This window comes from Pseudomonas sp. Bc-h (assembly GCF_002080045.1).
Lineage (GTDB): Bacteria > Pseudomonadota > Gammaproteobacteria > Pseudomonadales > Pseudomonadaceae > Aquipseudomonas.
Genome location: NZ_MUIN01000017.1, coordinates 151038 through 172647, shown reverse-complemented (window position 1 = coordinate 172647; position 21610 = coordinate 151038). Strand labels below are relative to the sequence as shown.

General features: G+C 61.1%; 18 protein-coding genes. 8 read left to right on the top strand and 10 right to left on the bottom strand.

Going from position 1 to position 21610, the window contains the following annotated elements:
- Window positions 1-620: 620 nt before the first annotated feature.
- The 5 genes from BWR59_RS30210 to hrpB all read right to left on the bottom strand — a co-directional run bounded on the left by BWR59_RS30210 (window position 621) and on the right by hrpB (window position 8098).
- Window positions 621-1025 carry a transposase gene (locus BWR59_RS30210; protein ID WP_230982117.1) on the bottom strand — a complete coding sequence of 135 codons (405 nt, stop codon included), beginning with the start codon at window positions 1023-1025 and terminating at the stop codon, window positions 621-623.
- 478 nt (window positions 1026-1503) lie between these two features.
- On the bottom strand, window positions 1504-4404 hold the full coding sequence (locus tag BWR59_RS30205; protein WP_081569321.1) for a winged helix-turn-helix domain-containing protein: 2901 nt from the start codon (window positions 4402-4404) through the stop codon (window positions 1504-1506).
- A 146-nt stretch (window positions 4405-4550) separates the two neighbouring features.
- The gene (locus tag BWR59_RS30200) at window positions 4551-4967 is read right to left on the bottom strand and encodes an organic hydroperoxide resistance protein (protein WP_081569320.1); all 417 of its coding nucleotides are present in this window, start codon (window positions 4965-4967) and stop codon (window positions 4551-4553) included.
- A gap of 40 nt (window positions 4968-5007) precedes the next feature.
- Window positions 5008-5406 carry a sigma factor gene (locus tag BWR59_RS30195; protein WP_168184550.1) on the bottom strand — a complete coding sequence of 133 codons (399 nt, stop codon included), beginning with the start codon at window positions 5404-5406 and terminating at the stop codon, window positions 5008-5010.
- Window positions 5407-5557: 151 nt separating this feature from the next.
- Window positions 5558-8098, bottom strand: coding sequence for an ATP-dependent helicase HrpB (hrpB, locus tag BWR59_RS30190; RefSeq protein WP_081569318.1), 2541 nt, complete (start codon window positions 8096-8098; stop codon window positions 5558-5560).
- Window positions 8099-8242: 144 nt separating this feature from the next.
- Between hrpB and BWR59_RS30185 the strand changes: the two genes are divergently transcribed.
- A complete protein-coding gene (locus BWR59_RS30185; protein ID WP_081569317.1) occupies window positions 8243-8668 on the top strand; it encodes a polyribonucleotide nucleotidyltransferase in 426 nt (141 codons plus the stop codon).
- A 31-nt stretch (window positions 8669-8699) separates the two neighbouring features.
- On the top strand, window positions 8700-9605 hold the full coding sequence (locus tag BWR59_RS30180) for a cation diffusion facilitator family transporter (protein ID WP_081569316.1): 906 nt from the start codon (window positions 8700-8702) through the stop codon (window positions 9603-9605).
- 121 nt (window positions 9606-9726) lie between these two features.
- Here the strand turns inward: BWR59_RS30180 and BWR59_RS33175 are convergent, their stop codons facing one another.
- Window positions 9727-10392: a DUF6515 family protein gene (locus tag BWR59_RS33175; protein ID WP_343287013.1), complete on the bottom strand. Its 666-nt coding sequence runs from the start codon at window positions 10390-10392 to the stop codon at window positions 9727-9729.
- Here BWR59_RS33175 and BWR59_RS33170 point away from each other — a divergent pair.
- From BWR59_RS33170 to BWR59_RS30160, 3 genes are all read left to right on the top strand, one after another.
- On the top strand, window positions 10282-11052 hold the full coding sequence (locus tag BWR59_RS33170; protein ID WP_343287015.1) for a hypothetical protein: 771 nt from the start codon (window positions 10282-10284) through the stop codon (window positions 11050-11052). The two genes, BWR59_RS33175 and BWR59_RS33170, sit on opposite strands and share 111 nt — an antisense overlap.
- A gap of 255 nt (window positions 11053-11307) precedes the next feature.
- A complete protein-coding gene (locus BWR59_RS30165; protein WP_081569314.1) occupies window positions 11308-11787 on the top strand; it encodes an Lrp/AsnC family transcriptional regulator in 480 nt (159 codons plus the stop codon).
- Between the two features lie 49 nt (window positions 11788-11836).
- Window positions 11837-12043: a DUF2788 domain-containing protein gene (locus tag BWR59_RS30160; RefSeq protein WP_081569313.1), complete on the top strand. Its 207-nt coding sequence runs from the start codon at window positions 11837-11839 to the stop codon at window positions 12041-12043.
- A gap of 109 nt (window positions 12044-12152) precedes the next feature.
- Here the strand turns inward: BWR59_RS30160 and BWR59_RS30155 are convergent, their stop codons facing one another.
- The 4 genes from BWR59_RS30155 to BWR59_RS30140 form a co-directional block, all read right to left on the bottom strand.
- Entirely contained in the window at window positions 12153-12785 is a 633-nt protein-coding gene (locus BWR59_RS30155) for a pseudouridine synthase (RefSeq protein WP_081569312.1), read from the bottom strand.
- Between the two features lie 65 nt (window positions 12786-12850).
- Complete coding sequence (gene amn, locus BWR59_RS30150; RefSeq protein WP_178111257.1) at window positions 12851-14347, bottom strand: AMP nucleosidase; 1497 nt, start codon at window positions 14345-14347, stop codon at window positions 12851-12853.
- A gap of 228 nt (window positions 14348-14575) precedes the next feature.
- Window positions 14576-16225, bottom strand: coding sequence for an acyl-CoA dehydrogenase family protein (locus BWR59_RS30145; RefSeq protein WP_081569311.1), 1650 nt, complete (start codon window positions 16223-16225; stop codon window positions 14576-14578).
- Window positions 16226-16361: 136 nt separating this feature from the next.
- Entirely contained in the window at window positions 16362-18320 is a 1959-nt protein-coding gene (locus tag BWR59_RS30140) for a hybrid sensor histidine kinase/response regulator (protein WP_081569310.1), read from the bottom strand.
- 362 nt (window positions 18321-18682) lie between these two features.
- On the opposite strand from BWR59_RS30140, the gene BWR59_RS30135 reads away from it, so the two are divergent.
- The 3 genes from BWR59_RS30135 to hemL are packed head-to-tail and all read left to right on the top strand — an operon-like array spanning window position 18683 to window position 21472.
- The gene (locus tag BWR59_RS30135; protein WP_081569309.1) at window positions 18683-19480 is read left to right on the top strand and encodes a hydroxymethylpyrimidine/phosphomethylpyrimidine kinase; all 798 of its coding nucleotides are present in this window, start codon (window positions 18683-18685) and stop codon (window positions 19478-19480) included.
- A gap of 24 nt (window positions 19481-19504) precedes the next feature.
- Window positions 19505-20131, top strand: a complete 627-nt coding sequence (gene thiE, locus BWR59_RS30130) for a thiamine phosphate synthase (protein ID WP_081569308.1) — start codon at window positions 19505-19507, stop codon at window positions 20129-20131.
- A 57-nt stretch (window positions 20132-20188) separates the two neighbouring features.
- The gene (hemL, locus tag BWR59_RS30125) at window positions 20189-21472 is read left to right on the top strand and encodes a glutamate-1-semialdehyde 2,1-aminomutase (protein WP_081569307.1); all 1284 of its coding nucleotides are present in this window, start codon (window positions 20189-20191) and stop codon (window positions 21470-21472) included.
- Window positions 21473-21610: the final 138 nt, after the last annotated feature.

Sequence of the window (21610 nt, the reverse complement as noted above, 5' to 3'; positions counted from 1 at the left end):
AGCAAGCTCCCTCCCACGATGGACCGTGTGGGCTGGCAAACTGTCGATCGGCATGAAATCGGCGGCCTATCGGGCACGCTCCAGAAGCCTGGCTACTACAGACCCTGTGAGAGGGATTTCAATCTACTTCTGCCGCATCGCCAAATCCCGAGCCATCCGAAAATCCCCCGATCAACCCGGTCTACCGTGGGAGGGAGCTTGCTCGCGAAGGCTGATTGACAGGCCCCATAACCCCTTTGGATGTAACAATGTCTTCGCGAGGAAGCTCCCTCCCACGATGGACCGTGCGGGCTGGCAAATTGTCGATCGGCATGAAATCGGCCGCTTGTCGAGCACACTCCAGCAGCCTGGCTACTACAGACCCTGTGATAGGGATTTCAATCTACTTCTGCCCCATCGCCAGATACTGAGCCAGCCGAAATCCCCCGATCAACCCGGTCTACTGTAGAGGGATTTCAAGTTACTACTGCCCCATCGCCAAATCCTGAGCCATCCGGAAATCTCGCGATCAACCCGGTCTACTGTGGGAGGGAGCTTGCTCGCGAAGGTGGTAGACGAGTCAACACAGCAATGCAGGTCAAATCACTTTTCCGGGCATGCCGCCTCACACGATTGACCGCTCAGTCCGAATCCTCCAACCAGATGCAGTCCCATAAAGGGTAATCTCCGATCTTGCTCACCAGACCTGCCCGCAATGGATTTGCAACGATGTAACGGGCGATCGGCAGAAAATCCTCCTCCCGCCTGACAGCCCTATCGTGAAACCCGTCCTGCCATATCCCGCCACTCCCGCCCAGCGCACGATTGACTGCAATGCTCGTCCTGGATTTGATGCGGCGAACGAGCTCGCTCAATTCGGACTCTCGCAGTTCAAACAGCCAGTGAAAGTGATCAGGCATGACCACCCATGCCATTGAGCGCGCCAGCCCTTTCTCCTGGGCCGCCTTCAGTTCGGCCACCAGTAATCGCCCGACTCGCCAATCTGCAAAGACATTGCGACGATCCAGGACAGTCGAGGTGACCATATAAGCCCTTCCTTTTTCGGACACCCTGCCGCGACGCAAACGGCGGGATTCAGATAGCTCCGGCACTCCACTCCCTCCTGACAACCCGGTTTTTCTTCACCGTAGTTGATGAGGTGGACTCTCAGATGTCGGCGTTGTGACGGCACATGTCGGGAGTAACTCACGGCGGCAAGTCTGCGAACTTCCATGTCACAACCCATCAAGCCTGGTCTTGGCGGGATACGGAATGAGGTGGTAAATCAGGCGAAGCAACGGCGCCAGAAAGACTGCTTTCGCGAGCAAGCTCTCTCCCACGATGAGTAGTGTGGGCTGTAGGCTGTTTGTCCGGCATTAGCTCGGCGATGGATCGGGAAGACGAAATAAATCTGGCTGCCGCAATCCTTGTGGGAGACGCCGGAGGTCACGACGGCAGCGAAGCGGTGGTCCAGACAAACCTGTCTGTGACTGCCCCCCGCATCGCGCCTGTCAACATTTCCCCTCACCGATCAACAACCCGCTCCCAAAGCGTCTCCAACTGGCGCAGATCCAGGGTGTCGAATCCTTCGGTCGCCTGATCACGGCATGCCTTCAGTAGCGCCTTTGCTTCAGGAGTCCGGCTCTGATCCAGCCACCCTCTGGCGAGGTCCATCGAGGCTCTCAACTCCCACGCCCGCGCGCCTTGCTGCCTGGCCATGGTGATTGACTCGTCCAGCAGGGTTTCGACAGCATTGATATCGTCTGGGGTCAGGATCCTGAGCACGTCGGCTTTGATCCGCAGCAACTCCGGGAGGGCGAAGGCGTCACCGCTCTTGCGGCAATGTTCGATGGTGCTGTTGGCCTGTTTTAGCGCTTTCTCGTGCTGGCCATTGAGGACCAATCCCTCTGCCAACGAGATTTCGAACGAGGTGGTGAGCAGTTCGTAGCGCATGCCATGCAGCCGCGCCAGGCTTTCCTCAAGCAACGCCACGGCATCGCCAGCGAGGCCTGACCGTATCGCAATGGCGCCGCGTATCCCGATGGCTGCCGCCGCGTAAGGGCCGAGTGCGTTTGTCTCGGCAATGCGGGTGAATGTCTTCAACCCGGCGGTGGCCTTGTCCAGATCCCCCGTCCAGACGTGAATGCAGAGGGTCCAGACCAGCGCGATGCAGTGAGTCACGGCATGATCCAGTGCCGCCGCCTCCGCTTCGACCCGCTCGGCCCAGCATCGCGCCTGATCGGGAAACCCCATCAGCCACAGCGTTCGTGCCAGACCCAATCCGGTGCGATTACGGTGATCGAAACCGTAGTGAATCGTATCGCTGCGCTGCGCCGGAACACTGTTGCGCAAAGACAGCTCCAGTTCCTGACGCGCCAATGTCTGGTTGCCCAGCAGATGGTGGGATATCCCCGCCAGCGACGCCGCCACTGCGATGGCTTCGGGTTTGCCGATGAGATTACCCACTTCAACCGCTTGCTCGGCCCATGCCAGCGATGACGGAAAGTCGCCAATGCGCTCGTAAAAAATCTGCAACCGCCCTAACAACCGCAATTGGGAGCTGCGATCACCCAGCGCCACGGCGATATCCAGCGCCCTGAGCAGCGCCTTTTCTGCCAGTTCGCTGTTGCCTTGAGTGAACATCTGCACCAGACCGAGCGCCGCTTGCAGTTCCATTTCCGTCGGTGTGCCGAAGTAACCAAGCTCCAGTAACTCAGTCGCTCGCGAGCACCAGGTGCGGCATTCGACCAACAGTGAAAAGTGCAGAAACAGCTGCGCGCTCGCTGCCGCCAGTGGCAATGCCAACCCCGGATCGCCCTGCGGCCCGAAGCTCCACTCCAGTGCGCTGCGAATGTTGCCCAACTGGCTGCCAAGCTTTGCCGAGTTCTGGAAGATCTCGCCGGGCGATGTTCCGAGATGACCCAGCAAGTCCATGTAAAAAGCCGCATGCCGAAACGCCAGGGCATGAACCTCGGCATCGCCCCGCTCCGCCAGTTTCTCCCGGGCATAGGCGCGGGTCATTTCCAGCAGCCGGTACGCCGCCATCGGGTCGCCGGGATCAACCGTGACCAATCCCTTGGCCGCCAGCTCATCCAGCAGGGCAGCTGCGGTGATCGAATCAAGCCCCGCATCAGCGACAATCTGCGAGGCCGCATCCAGCGAGAATGGACCGACAAAAATCGCAAGGCGGTCGAACACCAGACTTTCTTCGGCCGATAGCAGGTTGTAGCTCCAGTCGAGCATGGCGCGCAGCGTCTGATGACGGGGCAAAGCCGTGCGCCGCCCGGCCCAACCGAGGGAAAACCGCTCACCCAGCAATGCGTGAGTCGCCGGGACGCCATGGGCCGCAACACGCATGGCTGCCAGTTCAATGGGCAGCGCCATGCCCTCCAGCCGGCGGCAGATATCGGCGATCATCTGCGTGTTGTCGGCCTCCAGCGCCAGCGCAGCATTCCCCGAAGACGCTCGCTCGACAAACAACTCGATTGCCGGGAAGGCCAGTAATTCCTGCACCGAGAGGTCCTGCGTGTCGCTCGGGAAGTCCAGCGGGCTCAGCCAATGAACTTGCTCGTCTCGGGCACGCAGCGGCTCGCGGCTGGTTGCCAGCACCCCTACCTGCGGCGCAGCCTCCCTGATGCGCTCGACGATAGCCGACACCGCGTCGATCAAATGCTCGCAGTTGTCGATGACCAGCAGCAGGTTCTGTTCCTGAAGATGGGCAAGCAGCACGAACATCGGGTCTTCGGCCTGCACCGGAATGTCCAGCGAGCCGGCCAGCGCCGAAGGAACCAGCAGGGGATCCTCGACCTGCGCCAGATCGACAAACCGCACGCAGTCAGGATTGGCGTCGCAGATCCGGTGTCCCACTTCGATCGCAAGGCTGGTCTTGCCCACCCCGCCCGCGCCAACAATGGTGAACAGCCGAGGCTCCTGCAGCCGATCAACGACCAGTTGCACGTCGGCTTCACGACCGATCAGGCGAGTGCGTGGCGGAAGGCTCCCCACCGAGCTGGAAAAGCGTTTGCTCTGCCAACGCACCGCAGACGGCGGAAAAGGCTGAGCGCTGCGCCCGGATGGCAAACGCACGATGGGCGCGACAAAGGCATAGCCGACCCCGACCTGAGTGCTGATGTAGCGCGCGCCCTCCTCGCCATCGCCAAGGATGCGGCGCAGACCGGTCATGTGAAAGCGCAGGCTGCCTTCCTCGACAACGATGTCAGACCAGACCTTCTTGATCAGGTCACGTTTGGAGAGTACGCGTCCGGGCTGCTCGATCAGCGCGATCAACAGGTCCAGCGCACGTCCGCCGATCTCGAGCGGGAGGTCGTTTTTGGTCAGCAGCCGCTTGTTCGGCGTAACGCAGAAGGGGCCGAAGGCAAATCGCAGGCTGGGGGATTCGTGCAGGTCGTCTGGGGCGGACTCCACGAGGATCGTTCTCTCGAAATGGGGGGTGATGTTGGCGCGGGATGACGAACCATACCTGCAGGTTCAAGGATGATAGGTGTTTTTGATGATCGTTCAAGTGCAGGCGGCCTGTTGCAGCAACAGGCCGAGGAGACAGGACGGAAGAATCAGACCAGAGTCAGGGTCACGCTCAGATTGCCCCGAGTGGCTTTCGAATAAGGACAGTTCTGATGCGCTGCGTCGATCAAGGCCTGCGCCGCGTCTTCTTCAATGCCCGGCAATGACACGGCCATCCGCGCCTGCAGAAAGAACCCCTGCTCACCATGGCCCAGGTCGACCTGGGCATCCACGGCCGCATCATTGGGGAAGGCAACCTTGCGCGCGTTGCAGGCATGACGCAGGGCACCGAGGAAGCTGGCCGACCAGCCCAGGGCAAAAAGTTGTTCCGGATTGGTGCCGTTGCCCGGAGCGCCGGGAGGAGAGAGTTTGAGATCAAGACGCCCGTCGAAGCTACGCCCGGCGCCATCACGGCCACCGGTCGTATGGGTGTGACCGGTGTAGAGAATCTTTTCAATACTGATCATGAAGTTTCCCGGCAAACGACGCACGCCCAAGGGCGGCTAATCAAACAGCTCTCAAAGCCTTTTTGCGACGGATGGGCGATGCAACCACAGAAGCAACCCCACCCCTGTTCGCCGATTGGCTGACCAGATAATCCAGTAACGTACTGCGCGCGATCTCGATCAGCCAGGCCCGAAACGGGTGCCCGCCATCAAAGCTGCCATGACGCTGACAGACCGCCAAAAAGGCCCCTTGCACGAGCGTTTCAAGGTCCTCGCGCTTCGCACGCCCGGCCTGAATATGCCCCTCATAGAATGCGCTCAGCAACGGCGCCACGGCCGAGAACAAACGCTGCGGTGCGTCCTGCCCTCGCATCACCACTTGCGCGATCAACGCGCTCAGCTCGTCATTGCTGGGCCGGTCGTCTGCACATACGCAGCTCTCGCCATAACCTTCGGACATCATCCAATCCCTTTTCATCGTCACTCGCCAGGACGTGGACAACGCGCACGGGGCCGCGCTGTCCTGCTTTGTTCGGCAAGGCTACAGATTGAGGACCCGTGTCGAATTCGACCAGTTATTCGGTGTTAGCGCCTGTTAGCTGGACGCGATTTCAGGCCTGAGGCTTGCGCGGCTTGACCCGCGCGGTTGGCTCGGCAATCAAGGGATCATCGGGCCAATAGTGCTTGGGGTATCGCCCCTTGAGATCCTTCTTCACCTCGGCATAGGTACTGCGCCAGAAGTTGGCCAGATCCTGGGTTACCTGCACCGGGCGCCGCGCGGGGGACAACAGATGCAGCTTGACGATCTGCCGACCGCCCGCGATGCGCGGGGTGTCGGACAGGCCGAACAGTTCCTGCAAGCGGACCGCCAGAATCGGCGGGTACTCGCTGTAATCCAGCCGTACCGACGAGCCTGAGGGCACGCTCAAATGGTGGGGTGCCTGCTCTTCGAGACGCTGGGGCAACGGCCATGGCAGCAGATTGTGGAGCATCGACGACACGTCCAGATTGCCGAAATGACTCAGCCGCGTGACTTTACCCAGGTAAGGCAGCAGCCAGTGCTCCAGGCGTTCGAGCAAAGCGTTGTTGCTGACGTCGGGCCATTCGCTGCTGTCCTGTTTTTCCAGATCCAGCTGACGCAACAAGCCGACTCGCGCCTGCCACTGACGCAGCTCCGGCGTCCACGGCAGCAGCTCCAGCCCCTTGCGCCTGACCAGCGCGAGCAGCGCCTGACCGCGTGCGGAATCATCCAGGCCGGTGAGCGGCTCACGGCTGATGATCAACTCACCGGCCTTGCGCTGACGCTCGGCGCGGAACACACCCTCGCGCTCGTCCCAGTCCAGCTGATCGAACTGCGTGACTTGCTCCGCCAAGACTGAATCGAACAGTGCAGGGTCGAACTCGGCGGCGAGGTAAATCCGTTCCTCTTTCTGGCCCTGACGACTGCCCAGGTCGGCGATCACCAGCCATGGTTCTTTCATCAGTGCATCAGGCTCGGCGAACAAAGCAGCGCGACCATTGGCTAGCCGATACTCGGCGCCACCCGCGCGACGTTGCTGCGCAACCCGGTCGGGGTAAGCCAGCGCCAGCAAGGCCCCGAGCCAGCGAGTGTGATCGGGCTCGGCAACTGACTGCTTCGCAGAGCCTCTGAGATAGCCTCGGTACTGTCGGGATAATTGCCTGGCCCGCTGAACGCCGCCCTGACTGCTGCGCCCGGCCCGCTCGGTGCCGGCGAGCAACGTCAGGCGACTGTGCAGGTCTGCGCCGGCGCCGCGCAAGATATCGCGCTCGCCCAGCAATGCCGCGACATCGCACGCCAGTGAGCCAAGGCCCAACTCCTGACCACGCAGCAACAAATGGCCGATCCGCGGATGCGCTGGCAGCTCAGCCATCGATTGACCGTGGGGTGTGAGTTTCCAGTCCTCAGCCGGCTTGCGCACCAAGGCGCCGAGACGCCCGAGCAAATCCTGCGCTTGTGCATAAGCCGCTGCCGGCGGCACGTCCAGCCAGACCAGTTGCCCAGGCTCGACGCCCCAGCGTGCCAGCTGCAAGGCCAGCCCTGCGAGATCCGCCTGAAGAATTTCCGCCGCGCCATAGGCTGCAAGCTGGTCGTGCTGCGCCTCGGACCACAGCCGATAACACACGCCCGGCTCCAGTCGCCCTGCCCGGCCTGCGCGTTGCGTGGCGCTGGCCCGAGAGATGCGCTGAGTGTCGAGCCGGGTCATGCCGCTCCCCGGATCAAACCGCGGCACCCGCGCCAGCCCCGCATCGATGACCACCCGCACACCGTCGATGGTCAGGCTGGTTTCGGCGATATTGGTCGCCAGCACCACTTTGCGCTTGCCTTGGGGCGCAGGTTCGATGGCGGCGCGCTGTGCGTTGAGGTCGAGTTCACCATGCAGCGGGCAGAGCATGACATCGCTGCGTTCGCCCAAGGCGTCGGCCAGTTGCTGATTGACCCGACGAATCTCCGCCTGCCCCGGCAGAAACACCAGCAGGCTGCCGGTCTCGTTACCCAACGCATCGAGCACGGTCTGAACCACGCGCGGCTCGATGAACTCCCCCGGTTGGAAAGGCCGTCCCCACTGCATTTTCACCGGGAACATGCGCCCTTCGCTGCTGATCACCGGCGCATCATTGAGCAACGTCGAAAGTCGCTCACCCTCCAGCGTCGCCGACATCAGCAGAATCTTCAGCGGCTGCTCATCGCGAAACAGCGCGCGGCCATTGAGACTCAATGCGAGCGCCAGATCGGCATCAAGGCTGCGCTCATGGAATTCGTCGAAAATCAGCAGCCCGACGCCTTCCAGCGAAGGGTCTTCTTGCAGGCGTCGGGTGAGAATCCCTTCGGTCACGACTTCGATGCGAGTGTCGGGGCCGACCTTGCTGTCGAGACGAATCCGGTAACCCACGGTCTCGCCCACCTTCTCGCCCAGCTCGGACGCCAGCCGTTCCGCCGCAGCGCGCGCCGCCAGACGCCTCGGTTCAAGCATGAGAATCGTCTGCCCGGCGAGCCATGACTCCTGCAACAGCGCCAGCGGCACGCGGGTGGTCTTGCCCGCGCCGGGCGGTGCTTCGAGCACGGCTTCGTCGCGATCGGCAAGGGCCTGGCGTAGCGCAGGCAGGACGGCATCAATGGGCAGCGAGATCATGGCAACTCCGAAAACAGACCGCCGATTATACGTGGGCGCGATGCAGCTTTGTTTCGAAGGACGCAGAACCGTCCTGGAGGTTGGATAGTCTTATTGATTAGGCATTTGCCTTGTATAGTTGCGGCTTCCTCTGAGGAGATCTCCATGCGTATTCATTCCCGTTTGATCGGCGGTGCTCTGGTCGTCAGCCTGTTGGCTCAACTGACCGCCTGCGGCAGTATTTTCTACCCTGACCGTCGCGGTCAGATTCAAGGCAGCGGCCGGATGGACCCTGCCATCGTGGTGCTCGACGCCATCGGCCTGCTGTTCTATATCATCCCTGGTGTGATTGCGTTCGCGGTCGACTTCGCCACTGGCGCGATCTACCTGCCGAGCGGCAAGCAGGCGCAGATCGATCCGCAAAAACTCGAGCCGGCCGTGCGCGCTGACGGCACGGTGGACAACGCCAAGCTGCAAGCCATCATCCAGACAGAACTGGGCCGCACCCTGCCACTGGACGATCCACGTCTGATCCAGCACAAAGGCAGCGCGCAGCAACTGGCGAGCCTCGGTCTGGTGCCGTCGGCCTGATGTTTTCAACGTTCTGACTGAAGGAAGCGCCATGAGCACCAGCCCTGAACATGCCCGGTTATTGCGTCTGGCGACGCGGGCATCGCTGGCCGTCGCCAGTATTCTGATCATCGCCAAGGCGGTGGCCTGGTGGTTGAGTGGCTCGGTCAGCCTGCTGGCGGGCCTGACCGATTCGCTGCTCGATGGCGCAGCGTCTTTCCTCAATCTGCTGGCGGTGCATTACGCATTACGTCCTGCCGACGACGACCACCGTTACGGCCACGGCAAGGCCGAGGCGCTGTCGGGTATGGCGCAGGCACTGTTCATTGCCGTCAGTGCATTCCTGATCGGTTTCCAGGCCATCGAACGCATTCAGCATCCGCAGCCATTGGGGGCTCCCGGGCTGGGCATCCTGGTCATGTTGATATCGATCGGCCTGACCGTCGCGCTGTTGATGTTGCAGCATCGCGTGGTCAAGGCGACGGGGTCAGCGGCCATTCGCGCCGACTCGCTGCATTACCGCTCCGATCTGCTGCTCAACCTCAGCATCATGGTTGCGCTGGGGCTGGCGTACTTCGGTTATGACCAGCTGGATGCGTATTTTGGTCTGGCGATCGCGTTCTACATCTTGTGGAGCGCGATCTCCATTGCCAGGGAAACCACATCGGTGCTCATGGACGCCGAACTGCCTGTAGACGTCAGTGCTCGTATGCTGGCGCTGGCCCAGAACGTTCCCGGGGTGCTGGGCGCCCACGATTTGCGCACGCGGATTTCCGGCAATCACTGGTTCGTACAACTGCATCTGGAGTTGCCGGGGTCGCTGACATTGTCGGTGGCGCACGACCTGTGCGAACAGGTTGAGCGAGCCATCATCGCCGAGTATCCCAAAGCCGAAGTGCTGGTACACGCCGACCCTCAGGAAGTGGTGAACAGGGGCAGTAGCCCTGTTTTGAATTGAGATTCTTCATGTACCTGTAGCAGTCCGGCCTGCCGGCGCAGGCAAGTTTGAGATCGCCAGCGCCGGCAAACTGAACGCCGCCCGGCCGTACTGCTACAAGTATCCTTCTGCGTTCACCGCATTACTGCTGAACGCTATAGCCCCGACTGGCATAACACCCGGCCAGCGCCTGACGATAAATCCCCACCACCTCGGGTGCAGGCTGATAGCTCGCATTCGCCGGATCGAAATTGCTCTGCTGCACCGCATAGCGATAGCAATCGTAGCGATCCTGCTCGAACTGCTGCTGACTCTGACCGTTGGCCGGATACGCGACCACGTCGTAAGGATCGGCCGCCTGCTGTGGTTGCTGCGGTGAATACACAGGCTCTACGCCCTGCGGCGGCTCAGCCACGACGTATTCCTGGGTGCTCTGCTCATAGGTGTAATACGTCCCTGCCGCGACGAAGAACAGTGCGCTGCCGAGCCAGACCTGCTGCGCATAATCGGGCAGGTAACGCACACGCACGCCACGCGGCGGCGCGACGACCACATAACGCGGGCCTTGCGGGCGATACCAGTAACCGCCCGAATAAAAATAGTCGTTACCGCGATACGGCACTCGGGAGTAGCCGCCAGGCATGCGATCTATCTCGTATCCTGGGCGGTAATGCGGTCCTGAACCCCAGCCATCGCCATGCCCACCCGGTCGACCGTTGTCGGGCCGATGATCGCCACCGCGCCAAGGGTTGTTGTTATCGCGAGGCTGGTCACGGTAAAAGCCCTGACGCGGCTGTTGTGTCTGCACTACGGTGTCGGGGCGGCTCTGGATCGGAAGATTCCCCTGTCGATCCTGCAACTGACGCTGCTGCAATTGCTGTTGCTGCTGGCGTTGTTGTTGCTGGAGCTGCTCCTGACGCTGATTCTGTTGCTGCTGGTTGCGCTCACGATCCTGCTGCTGGCGCTGTTGGTCAAAGCGCTGCTGCTGGTTCTGCTGGATCTGGCGCTGCTGATTGAGCTGTTCCTGCTGGCGCTGCTGCTGATATTGCTGTTGTTGCTGCTGGCGCTGCTGTTGCTCACGCTGCTGGTTCTGGTTTTGCTGCTGATCCTGATTGAAGCGCTGCTGGTTCTGTTGCTGCTGACGCTGCATCTCGAAGCCACGCTGCTGCTGTTGGTGCTGCTGCTGTTGCTGTTGCTGACGCTGTTGCTGACGCTGTTGTTGCTGCTGCTGGTTGTTATCGTCGGCCAACACCTGAGCGCTGATGCTCAAGGCCAAAAGACTGACACCTGCCAAACGCCAGATGCGCGTGTTCATGCTTTCCTCACTGCGGCGCGGATACCTGTTGATAGGACTGCATTCTTGGAGCGCCGTTCGCCGCACTCTACCAGCGCGCACAAATCGCGGGCACAAAAAAAGAGGGCTCATGGGCCCTCCCTCGAATACTTCGTCCTGGCTCGACGCTTTTGACGCCGGCTCACCTCGCATCGTCTTCTGGACAGTGCGTAGCCCGGTGGCCTGATCAACCCTGTTGGGCTGGAGGCCGCGGCTGGCCTGATTCGGCGGGCCGCGCTGGACGCTGTGTCCGGGCAGTGATTCTGGGTAAAAGAATAGGCTTTGGCGGGCGACAGAGGATTGCTAATGTTGCTGACGAAAACACCACTTGCGCAATTTTTCACTTCGGATGAATAATCTAGCGCAATCGATTCTATAAAGGCGCCCATCGTGAGCAAGCTCGATAGATATGACCTGAGTATTCTCGCCGAACTGCAACGCGACGCTCGTATCTCCAATCAGGAACTTGCCGAGCGCATCGGCCTGTCGCCCTCGCCTTGCTCACGCCGGGTCAAGCAACTGGAGGACGACGGCTATATCGTGCGCCAGGTCGCCCTGCTGGACCGCAAGAAACTCGGGCTGAGTCTTACCGCCTACGTCCTGATCGGCATGGACCGACACACGCCCGACCGGTTCGAGAATTTCGAACAACACATCCGCAACCTGCCTCAGGTACTGGAGTGCAGCCTGGTGACCGGCATCGACGCGGATTACCAGTTGAAGGTCGTGGTACCAGACATGGATCACTATCAGAAATTTCTGCTGGGGCACCTGACGCGTATCGATGGCGTGACCAGCGTGCGCTCCAGCTTCGTGCTCAATCAGGTGCTGGCCAGCACGGAACTGCCACTGGTGCACCTGCGCGGTTGATAAACCGAGCGCGTTCTATACTCGCAAGCCCGCGATACTGGAGATGATCATGGAACCCGAGTTGTTCGAAGAATGGATGATGACCATTCTGGTGACCGTGCTGATCGGTTTCATGGCGTTCATCGTCTGGGATCTGGCGAAGAAATCCAAAGCCGGACGCTTCGGTACCATGATCCTGTTCGGCGTGCTGGGCCTGGGGGTATTGGCGTTCGTGATCAAGAGCGTGGTGATTGCCTATCTTGAACAGCATGGTTGACCCCGCAGACCGCCACTCGCCCACGCCCTACGCATATTCAATGGGCACCACTTCCTCCCACAGTAGATTTCGGTCAACTGGAAGATTGATGACCCTATCTCAAATCCTGTTATAGCTTCGCCGGCACTTCCCGCCACTGTCCCTGATCCAGCCCTTCGATGCTCCAGTCGCCGATCCGCACACGCACCAGCCGCAACGTCGGCAGCCCGACCGCAGCCGTCATCCGGCGTACCTGTCGATTGCGTCCTTCCTTGATGATCAGCTCCAGCCAACTGGTCGGCACGCTCTTGCGAAAACGCACGGGCGGGTTGCGCGGCCACAGCTCAGGCTCATCGAGCTGCCTGGCCTGCGCGGGCAAGGTCGGGCCATCATTCAGTTCGACGCCATCGCGCAGCGTCTGCAATTGCTCTGGCGAGGGTTCACCTTCGACCTGAACCCAGTAGGTTTTGGCGAGTTTGTGCTTGGGGTCGGCGATACGCGCCTGCAATTGCCCGTCGTTGGTCAACAGCAACAGGCCTTCGCTGTCGCGATCCAGTCGGCCCGCCGGATAGATGCCGGGGATCTCGATGAAATCCTTGAGCGTCGCCCGCCCTTCTCCGTCACTGAATTGCGTCAGCACGTCGAACGGCTTGTTGAAAAGGATCAGGCGAGGCTCGGCAGGCGGTGCCTTGGCAACACGGCGAGGTGCGCTGGATTTACTCGGCGCCGGGTGGCGAGAAACAGGACGTTGATTGCGGGGCATATCAGCTCGAAGCGTAGAAACAGAAAGGGCCACTTTAGTGGCCCTTTCGCTAAACGCCTAGCCGATTAACGGAACGGCGGCTCGTCGAAGCTGCGCAGCTTGCGCGAGTGCAGCGAGTTCAGCTGGGTACGCATCAAGTCCAGCGCGGCAATGCCGATCTTCAAATGCTGAGTGACGGCACGCTCATAAAAGGCGTTGGCCGAGCCCGGCAGCTTGATTTCACTGTGCAAGGGCTTGTCCGAAACGCACAGCAACGTGCCGTATGGAACCCGCAGACGATAACCTTGTGCGGCAATCGTGCCGCTTTCCATGTCCACCGCTACCGCGCGAGACAAGTTGATCAGCGGTCGCTCCTGGGCCCAACGCAGCTCCCAGTTGCGGTCGTCGTAAGTCAGCACGGTGCCGGTGCGCAGGCGTTTTTTCAGATCGTCGCCACGTTCGCCGGTGACCTGCGCTGCCGACTCCTGCAACGCCAATTGCACCTCGGCCAGTGCCGGAATCGGAATATTCGGCGGCAGGACACGGTCGAGAATGCCGTCGCGGCGCATGTAGGCGTGCGCCAACACGTAATCGCCAATGGTCTGCGACTGACGCAAGCCGCCGCAGTGCCCGATCATCAGCCAGCAATGCGGACGCAGCACGGCCAGGTGGTCGGTGATGTTCTTGGCGTTGGACGGGCCGACGCCGATGTTGACCAGGGTCACACCGTGACCGTCTTCGGCAATCAGGTGATAGGCCGGCATCTGGTAGCGGTGCCAGACCACGCTGGAGACGATGGCCTGAGCTTCGCCGTGATCCATGCTCTTGTCGACGACGACGTTGCCCGGCAGCACCATTTTCACGAAGCGCGGATCGTCGCGCAGTTTTTCCAGACCATGCACGATGAACTGGTCGACGTAGCGGTGGTAGTTGGTCAGCAGAATCCACGGCTGCACATGGCGCCAGTCGCTGCCGGTGTAATGCACCAGACGACGCAGCGAGAAGTCGACCCGAGCTGCGTCGAACAGCGCCAGCGGCAGCGGATCGGTGTTGGCCCAGTCGTACAGACCGTCAGCGATGCCGTCGGTGGCGGCGGAGAGGTCGGTACTCGGGAACACACGCGCAAGGGTCGCGGCCGTTACGCCGGTCCCGGCGAGTTCATCGCCCTGCTCGACCACATAGGGGTAAGGGATATTCTGCTCACTCACGCCCACTTCTACCGTCACGGTGAAGTCATTCATCAGGGGCACGAGCTGTTCGATCAGGTATTTGCGGAACGCCGCCGGGTGGGTCACGGTGACGCTATAAGTGCCCGGCAGTTGTACCTTGGCGTAGGCGCGGGTGGTCAGTGGCACTTCGCCCTGGCAGTGATAGGTCAGACGCAATTCGGGGTAGCGGAACAGCTTGCGCTCGGCGGCGTCTGGCTCGACGCGGTCTTTGAGATAACGCTTGAGCGCCTGGCTCAAGGAAGTGGTCGCACGCCCGTGCAGCTCGGCGAGCCGGTCCACGGCTTGTTCGGCAGTTTCTACGACAATAAAAGCTTCAGTCACGATGCGCATCCTTCTGATCTTGCAAGGCTCCATCTTGCCTGCAACGCAAGTGGAAGGCACGAGTTGTGTCAGCCAGATCGCTTTCGCGACCGTCGTAACCTCCGGTTGCTCGCACAGGGTTCGAGTCGGTCGGACCCTCCTGCGGCTGGCCCCCATACTTGTGGGAGCTGCAGGAGGTTACGACGGTGGCGAATGCGGTGCTCCTGACACACCGCTTGCGCCACTATCGCAACCTCCGGAAACGCCCATGATCAGTCCTCATCAAAGCATCTGCGGCGAAGACCTTGCCACCAGCGCCTCGACATCCACCCCTCGGGGCAGCGCGCCATACACTCGCCCAGGCTGTGCGATACGCCCCGCGATGAAACCGTCGCTGACCACCGAATTGCCCGCTTCGAGCAACAACTTCGCCTGCAAACCCAGCGCAATGTCTTCGGTCAGCTGCCGAGCGCGGTACTGGATGTCACCGGTGTCCTTGAAAGCGTTTTTCAGTTGCTCGATATGCGCCGCCAGACGCTTGTCGCCGTGACCGTCGCCCAGTTCATCGAACAGCGCGTCGAGGACGCCAGGCTCCTTGGACAGCGCGCGAAGCACATCCAGGCATTGCACGTTGCCAGAACCCTCCCACGTCGAGTTGACCGGCGCTTCTCGATAAAGACGCGGCAGGATGGTGTCTTCCACATACCCGGCACCGCCCATGCACTCCGCAGCTTCGTTGATCATCGCGGGCGCGCGTTTGCAGATCCAGTATTTGCCCACCGCCGTCACCAGCCGGGCGAAATGCGCTTCGTGCGCGTCATCCAGCCGTTCCAGCGCCCGCCCCATGCGCAAGGTCAGCGCCAGCGCCGCTTCGCTTTCCAACGCCAGGTCGGCCAGGACGTTCTGCATCAAAGGCTGTTCGCTGAGCAAGCGGCCGCTGACGGTACGATGGGCGCAATGGTGCGCGGCCTGGGTCAGCGCCTGACGCATCAGGGCGCTGGAGCCGGTCATGCAATCGAAGCGGGTCATGGCCACCATTTCGATGATGGTTGGCACACCGCGCCCCTCTTCGCCGACCATCCACGCCAGCGCGCCGCGGAACTCGACTTCGCTGGAGGCGTTGGACCAGTTGCCGAGTTTGTTCTTCAAACGCTGGATATAGAACTCGTTGCGGGTGTCGTCCGGGCGATGACGCGGCAGCAGAAAACAGGTCAGGCCTTTTTCAGTCTGGGCCAGGGTCAGGAACGCATCGCACATCGGCGCCGAACAGAACCACTTGTGTCCCACCAGCTCATACGCCTGACCCGGCCCGGGCTGGCCGACCGGGTACGCGCGAGTGGTGTTCGCACGCACATCGGTGCCGCCCTGTTTCTCGGTCATGGCCATGCCGATCGTGGCCCCGGCCTTGTGGGCAATACCGACGTTGCGCGGGTCGTATCGGGTGGCGAGGATTTTCGGTAGCCACAGCTCGGCAAGGTCAGGCTGAAGCTTGAGCGCAGGGACGCTGGCGAAAGTCATGGTCAGCGGACAACCGCTACCGGCTTCGGCCTGGGTGTGCAGGTAACTCATCGCAGCGCGAGCGACGTGGGCGCCCTCTCGCGGATCGGTCCAGGGCGACGATGGAATACCGTGCTCGACAGCGGTCTGCATCAGTTGGTGGTAGGCGGGATGAAACTCCACCAGATCGATACGGTGACCGTAGCGGTCGTGGCTGGCGAACACCGGTTTGTTCTGATTGGCCAGAAAACCGGCCTCCATCAGTGGGCCACCTGCAAGTGCACCGTAGGCGTCGATCTTCGACTGCGCCCATCCGGCACCGAATCGTTGCGACCACTCCTGCAACGGCAGGTCGATGCGGTAGAGGTTGGTACCGTCCAGCGTAGGTGGCTGGTTGGTGACGTCATGAGTTTCGGCGAACTGGTGCAAATTCATGAGTGGGCTCCATTCCGGTCAGCGCGCGGCTGTGGCGCAGATGAAGCCCAGTGAATCACGCACCCGAACCCGACAAAAGCGCCATAGACGACTAAATGACGGCGCTTTTGCCCTTGCCAACTCGCATCCACAGTACTTATAGGGCGGGCGTCGCCCCCCGCAACACATTCAGACTCAACCGGAACTGACTGCCGTTGCCCGGCTCTGACTGGTGGCTCAAGCGTCCGCCCTGCAATTCAATCAGCTGTCTGCAGATCGCCAGACCAATTCCCAGACCGCCATACTCGCGAGTCATCGAGCCATCCACCTGATAGAAGTTGGCGTAAAGCGTCTCTTCATCCAGGCGAGTGAAGCCAATGCCGGTGTCGATCACATCCACCAGCAGCCTCACATGTTGCGCATCGGTGCATTGCCCGTTGACGCGAATGCGGATCGAGCCGCTTTTGGTGAACTTGACCGCATTGTCCATCAGGCATTCCAGGCATTGGCGCAGCTTGAAGGAGTCGCCTTGCAGGCTGTCCGGCAGCTCTTCATCCACTTCAACGCTTAGGGTCAGTGCCTTGGCGCGAGCCAAGGGTTCGAACGCACTGCGCACCTGAAACAGCAGATGACGCAGGCTGAAGGCCTCGGTCTGCACGCAGATACGCCCGGCCTGCAACTCGGTCAACGTCAGAATGCCGTTGACGATGCCCATCATGTTTTGCGCGGAATCTGCAGCGGTCTGGCGGTATAGCTCGATTTCGTCTTCCGCGCCGTCCATTTGCATCAGTTCGAGCGAGCCGATCACCCCGTTCATCGGCGTGCGCAGCTCGTGGGTCAGTGTTGCGAGGAACTCATCCTTCAGCCGGTTACTCACGGCCAGTTGCTGGTTGAGCTTCTCCAGATCCTTGCTCGACTGCGCCATGATCTGGGTCTGACGCTCGCGCATGGTGTTGATGCGGTCAGCCAACGCCAGCGACAACAGTGCAACCTCCACCACCGAGCCAATCTGGCTGGCGTACATGGTCCAGAAGTTGTTCGGCAGATGCCCCAGCAGCATCGTGGCGTTGATCACCCCACCCACGAGAAACGCCGACCAGGCAAAGATGAAATAACGCGCGACACGCCGCCCCTTGAGCCAGGCGACGATACCGATCAGCAATATGATGGGCGTAAAGATCAGCACCAGCGCCGTCACCAGACGCAGCGCAATGCCGTAGTCCATGGTCAACGACAGGACCATGATCAGCGCAGCGCAGGCCATCATCAGCAGCAGCGGAGAGTCGAGCCAGCAACCGAGCCTCGGTGTCTGCAGGAATTTGCGGGCGAACTGGCTGGCGAACAGAATCGCTGCTGCGATCAGGAAGGTGGTGGACGTATTGGCCCACCACGGGTTGTCCGGCCAAAGGAACTCGATGCCTGCGCCATTCACCGACACCTGATACAGACCGAAGCAGGTGATGTAGAGGATGTAATAGAGGTAGCTGGTGTCGCGCACGCTCAGGTAAATGAACAGGTTGTAAACCAGCATGACCGCCAGCACGCCATAGATCATCCCGAGGATGTACAGCCGCGACGGCTGCTCTTCTATATAAGCGTGGCTGGCCCAGAGGTTGAGCGGCGCCTGGACCGATCCATGACTGGCAACCCGCACGTAAGCGGTTTTGGTCTCGTGAGGTTGCAGGTTCAGATCGAACAGATAGTTGTTCTGTTTTATCTGCCGGCTGTTGAACGGCAGCATGTCGCCGGTCTGCCAGGTCAGGCTCGGCTGCGCGGTGTCGCTGGCAAGATAGAGGTCGACATGATCCATCGGCGGATAGGCCAGTTCCAGCAACCAGTCGGCGGAAGCCACCGGATTGCGCGGCCGATACGTCAGCTCCACCTTCAGCCAATACGCCGAACGCGAATAACCGGCATTGAGCGAGCCGGCATCCAGCGCAACAAACTTCGCGGCACCTTCGACCGAAGAAACCTCTTCGATAGTTGCGGTGCCGGTCGGGTCTTCGAATACCTGGGTCGCACGGCCCAATGACAAGTTGCGCGTGTGTTCGTCGAACTCCACCGCGCTCGCCAGCATGGGCAGCAGAACCAGAAGCAGGGTCAGTAGAACGCGCATGCAACACCGCCCGCATTCGTCTGGGCGGCGTGGCGAATCCCCCGGTCCATTGGAGACAACATCCTGATCCGGGTCACACCCCGAACCCTCGGCACAACCGAGAAATTGGTCAACAGGCTGAACGGGCAACGCACTTGCATTCACTCTTCTGGCAGGGACAGACAAACTAAGCCAACAGCATAGCGATTGATAGCTAGATGACACCATCTAAATCGTCCCACGCCAAGCTTTCGTTTGCCTTTCAGGACGACTGGCACTGTTGACGCTACAAAGCGCACGCCAGAGCCCTTGAGCCGTTACCCCGGAAAAATCTGTGGCCGACCAGCGGCCCGGCAAAAGCTTTAGTGGTAAGCTCGCGCACCATGAATATCTATAGCTCCCGCCCTGTTGTCCTCTGTCTCTCCGGCCACGACCCTAGTGGCGGCGCCGGCTTGCAGGCAGATATCGAAGCCCTGCTCGCTCAGGGTTGTCATGCCGCCCCCGCAGTCACCGCCCTGACCGTTCAGGACACCGTGAACGTCACCGACTTCCGGGTTCTGGACCGTGAGTGGGTCATGGCTCAGGCCAATGCCGTGCTCAACGACTCGACCGTCGCAGCCGTGAAGCTGGGCATGCTCGGCTCGCTGGAAATGGTCGACACCGTCGTCGAGTTGCTTCAGGCCCATCCACACTTGCCATTGGTATGCGACCCCGTGTTGCGCGCCGGTGGTGGTGGACGGCTGGGCAAGGACGAAGTCGGTTACGCGATGCGCGAACGGCTGCTGCCGCTGGCGACCATTGCCACGCCGAACCTGCCGGAAGCACGGATTCTCGCCGAGCTGCCGCAAGGCACGGCCGATGAGTGTGCGGAAAAACTGTTGCCGTTCTGCGAGCACCTGCTCATCACTGGCGGCCATGGCGACGAGCAGGAAGTGCACAACCGTCTTTATATACGTGGCGGCGAAACACGCACTTTTACCTGTCAGCGCCTGCCCGGCAGCTATCACGGTTCCGGCTGCACGCTGGCCAGCGCACTGGCCGGTCGTCTCGCTCTGGGACAAGACGTGATCAGCGCCGTGCAAACCGCGCTCGACTACACTTGGCGCACACTGCGCGACGCCGAACAATTGGGCAAAGGCCAGTTCGTACCCCGTCGTCTGCCGCTGGATTTCTGCTCGTAACGCCACGAAAAAGAGGCACCCTTGATGAAACTACGTGGCTTGTATGCCGTGACCGACAGCCAGCTGTTGGCCGGCAAATTCCTGTCCTATGTCGAAGCGGCGCTTGATGGCGGCGTGACCCTGCTGCAATACCGCGACAAATCCGGCGATGAAACCAGACGCCTGCGCGAAGCATCGGAACTGCTCAGACTGTGCGAGCGCTACAAGACCCGCCTGATCATCAACGATGATGCCGAAGTTGCAGCCCGGCTGGGCGTTGGCGTTCATCTTGGGCAAACCGACGGCTCGCTGCCGGACGCCCGCGCGCTGCTTGGCCACAAGGCCATCGTCGGCGCTACCTGCCACTCGCAGGTTGAACTGGCCGACAAAGCGAAAGCTGACGGCGCGACCTATGTCGCTTTCGGACGTTTCTTCAACTCCAACACCAAGCCCGGCGCTCCGGCTTGCAGCCTGGACATGCTCGATCAGGCGCGCAAACGCATTCAATTGCCAATCGCCGTTATCGGCGGCATCACCCTGGAAAACGCCGCGCCGCTGGTGGCCCATGGCGCCGACCTGCTTGCGGTGGTGCATGGCCTGTTCGGTGCTGACACCCCCCAGGAAGTCACGCGCCGCGCCCGTGCTTTCAACGATTTGTTCAAGTCGGCCTGACCCCGTTTCGGGCCGACCGCTCTCCCCTTCATGACCGATTCAAACAGAGACCTCATCATGTCCCGTTCTGAAACCCTGTTCGCCAATGCCCAGAAACACATCCCCGGCGGCGTCAACTCGCCGGTTCGCGCCTTCAAGAGCGTGGGCGGCACCCCGTTGTTCTTCAAGCACGCTGCGGGCGCCTACGTCACCGACGAAGACGACAAGCGTTATGTGGATTACGTCGGTTCCTGGGGCCCGATGATTCTCGGCCACAGCCACCCGGACGTACTGGACGCCGTGCGCAAGCAACTGGAACACGGGTTGTCCTACGGCGCCCCGACCGCCATGGAAACCGAGATGGCCGATCTGGTCTGCTCGATCGTGCCGTCGATGGAAATGGTGCGCATGGTCAGTTCCGGGACCGAAGCGACCATGAGCGCGATTCGTCTGGCCCGGGGTTTCACCGGCCGCGACAGCATCATCAAATTCGAAGGCTGCTACCACGGCCACTCCGACAGCCTGCTGGTCAAAGCCGGTTCAGGTGCACTGACCCTGGGCGTGCCGAGTTCTCCGGGCGTACCCGCAGCCTTCGCCAAACACACCCTGACGCTGCAGTTCAACGACATCGATGCCGTTAAAGTGATGCTGGCTGAAGTCGGCCAGGAAGTGGCGTGCATCATCGTCGAGCCGGTGGCGGGCAACATGAACTGCGTGCCGCCTGCGCCGGGCTTCCTGCAAGGTCTGCGCGAAGAGTGCGACAAGCATGGCGTTGTGCTGATTTTCGACGAAGTGATGACCGGCTTCCGCGTCGCACTCGGCGGCGCTCAGGCCTACTACGGCGTCAAACCCGACCTGAGCACCTTCGGCAAGATCATCGGTGGCGGCATGCCAGTCGGCTGTTTCGGCGGCAAGCGCGAAATCATGTCGCACATCGCGCCGCTGGGCCCGGTCTACCAGGCAGGTACGCTGTCGGGTAACCCGCTGGCAATGGCCGCGGGCCTGACCACGTTGCGCCTGATCAGCCGCCCGGGTTTCCACGATGAACTGAGCGCCTACACGACCCGTATGCTCGAAGGCCTGCAACAGCGCGCCGATGCGGCGGGCATCCCGTTCGTGACCACCCAGGCAGGCGGGATGTTCGGACTGTATTTCACCGATGCCAAAGAGATCGTCACCTTCCAGGACGTGATGAGCAGCGACGCCGACCGCTTCAAGCGCTTCTTCCACGCGATGCTGGAAGGCGGCGTGTACCTGGCGCCAAGCGCATTCGAAGCGGGGTTCACTTCGATTGCCCATGGCGACGCGGAATTGCAATTGACGCTGGATGCTGCCGAGAAGGCTTTTGCCAAACTGAAATAGCCGACCAACTTCTGAGTTATCTTGTTAGACGTTTACCTCTGCGCACCGGTTTGAGCGCCTGAATACAGGCTGATCAAGCCCGTGCAGCAGAAAATCAGCAAAGACTTTGTAAGGTTGGCCCCGCTTATTTCATAATGC

What these genes read in the sequence shown, in the direction of transcription:
- BWR59_RS30210 (WP_230982117.1), bottom strand. Translation starts at nt 1,025, where the DNA reads ATGGTCACCTCGACTGTCCTGGATCGTCGCAATGTCTTTGCAGATTGG.
- BWR59_RS30200 (WP_081569320.1), bottom strand. Translation starts at nt 4,967, where the DNA reads ATGATCAGTATTGAAAAGATTCTCTACACCGGTCACACCCATACGACC.
- BWR59_RS30195 (WP_168184550.1), bottom strand. Translation starts at nt 5,406, where the DNA reads ATGTCCGAAGGTTATGGCGAGAGCTGCGTATGTGCAGACGACCGGCCC.
- hrpB (WP_081569318.1), bottom strand. Translation starts at nt 8,098, where the DNA reads ATGATCTCGCTGCCCATTGATGCCGTCCTGCCTGCGCTACGCCAGGCC.
- BWR59_RS30185 (WP_081569317.1), top strand. Translation starts at nt 8,243, where the DNA reads ATGCGTATTCATTCCCGTTTGATCGGCGGTGCTCTGGTCGTCAGCCTG.
- BWR59_RS30180 (WP_081569316.1), top strand. Translation starts at nt 8,700, where the DNA reads ATGAGCACCAGCCCTGAACATGCCCGGTTATTGCGTCTGGCGACGCGG.
- BWR59_RS33170 (WP_343287015.1), top strand. Translation starts at nt 10,282, where the DNA reads ATGCCCACCCGGTCGACCGTTGTCGGGCCGATGATCGCCACCGCGCCA.
- BWR59_RS30160 (WP_081569313.1), top strand. Translation starts at nt 11,837, where the DNA reads ATGGAACCCGAGTTGTTCGAAGAATGGATGATGACCATTCTGGTGACC.
- BWR59_RS30155 (WP_081569312.1), bottom strand. Translation starts at nt 12,785, where the DNA reads ATGCCCCGCAATCAACGTCCTGTTTCTCGCCACCCGGCGCCGAGTAAA.
- amn (WP_178111257.1), bottom strand. Translation starts at nt 14,347, where the DNA reads ATGGAGCCTTGCAAGATCAGAAGGATGCGCATCGTGACTGAAGCTTTT.
- BWR59_RS30145 (WP_081569311.1), bottom strand. Translation starts at nt 16,225, where the DNA reads ATGAATTTGCACCAGTTCGCCGAAACTCATGACGTCACCAACCAGCCA.
- BWR59_RS30140 (WP_081569310.1), bottom strand. Translation starts at nt 18,320, where the DNA reads ATGCGCGTTCTACTGACCCTGCTTCTGGTTCTGCTGCCCATGCTGGCG.
- BWR59_RS30135 (WP_081569309.1), top strand. Translation starts at nt 18,683, where the DNA reads ATGAATATCTATAGCTCCCGCCCTGTTGTCCTCTGTCTCTCCGGCCAC.
- thiE (WP_081569308.1), top strand. Translation starts at nt 19,505, where the DNA reads ATGAAACTACGTGGCTTGTATGCCGTGACCGACAGCCAGCTGTTGGCC.
- hemL (WP_081569307.1), top strand. Translation starts at nt 20,189, where the DNA reads ATGTCCCGTTCTGAAACCCTGTTCGCCAATGCCCAGAAACACATCCCC.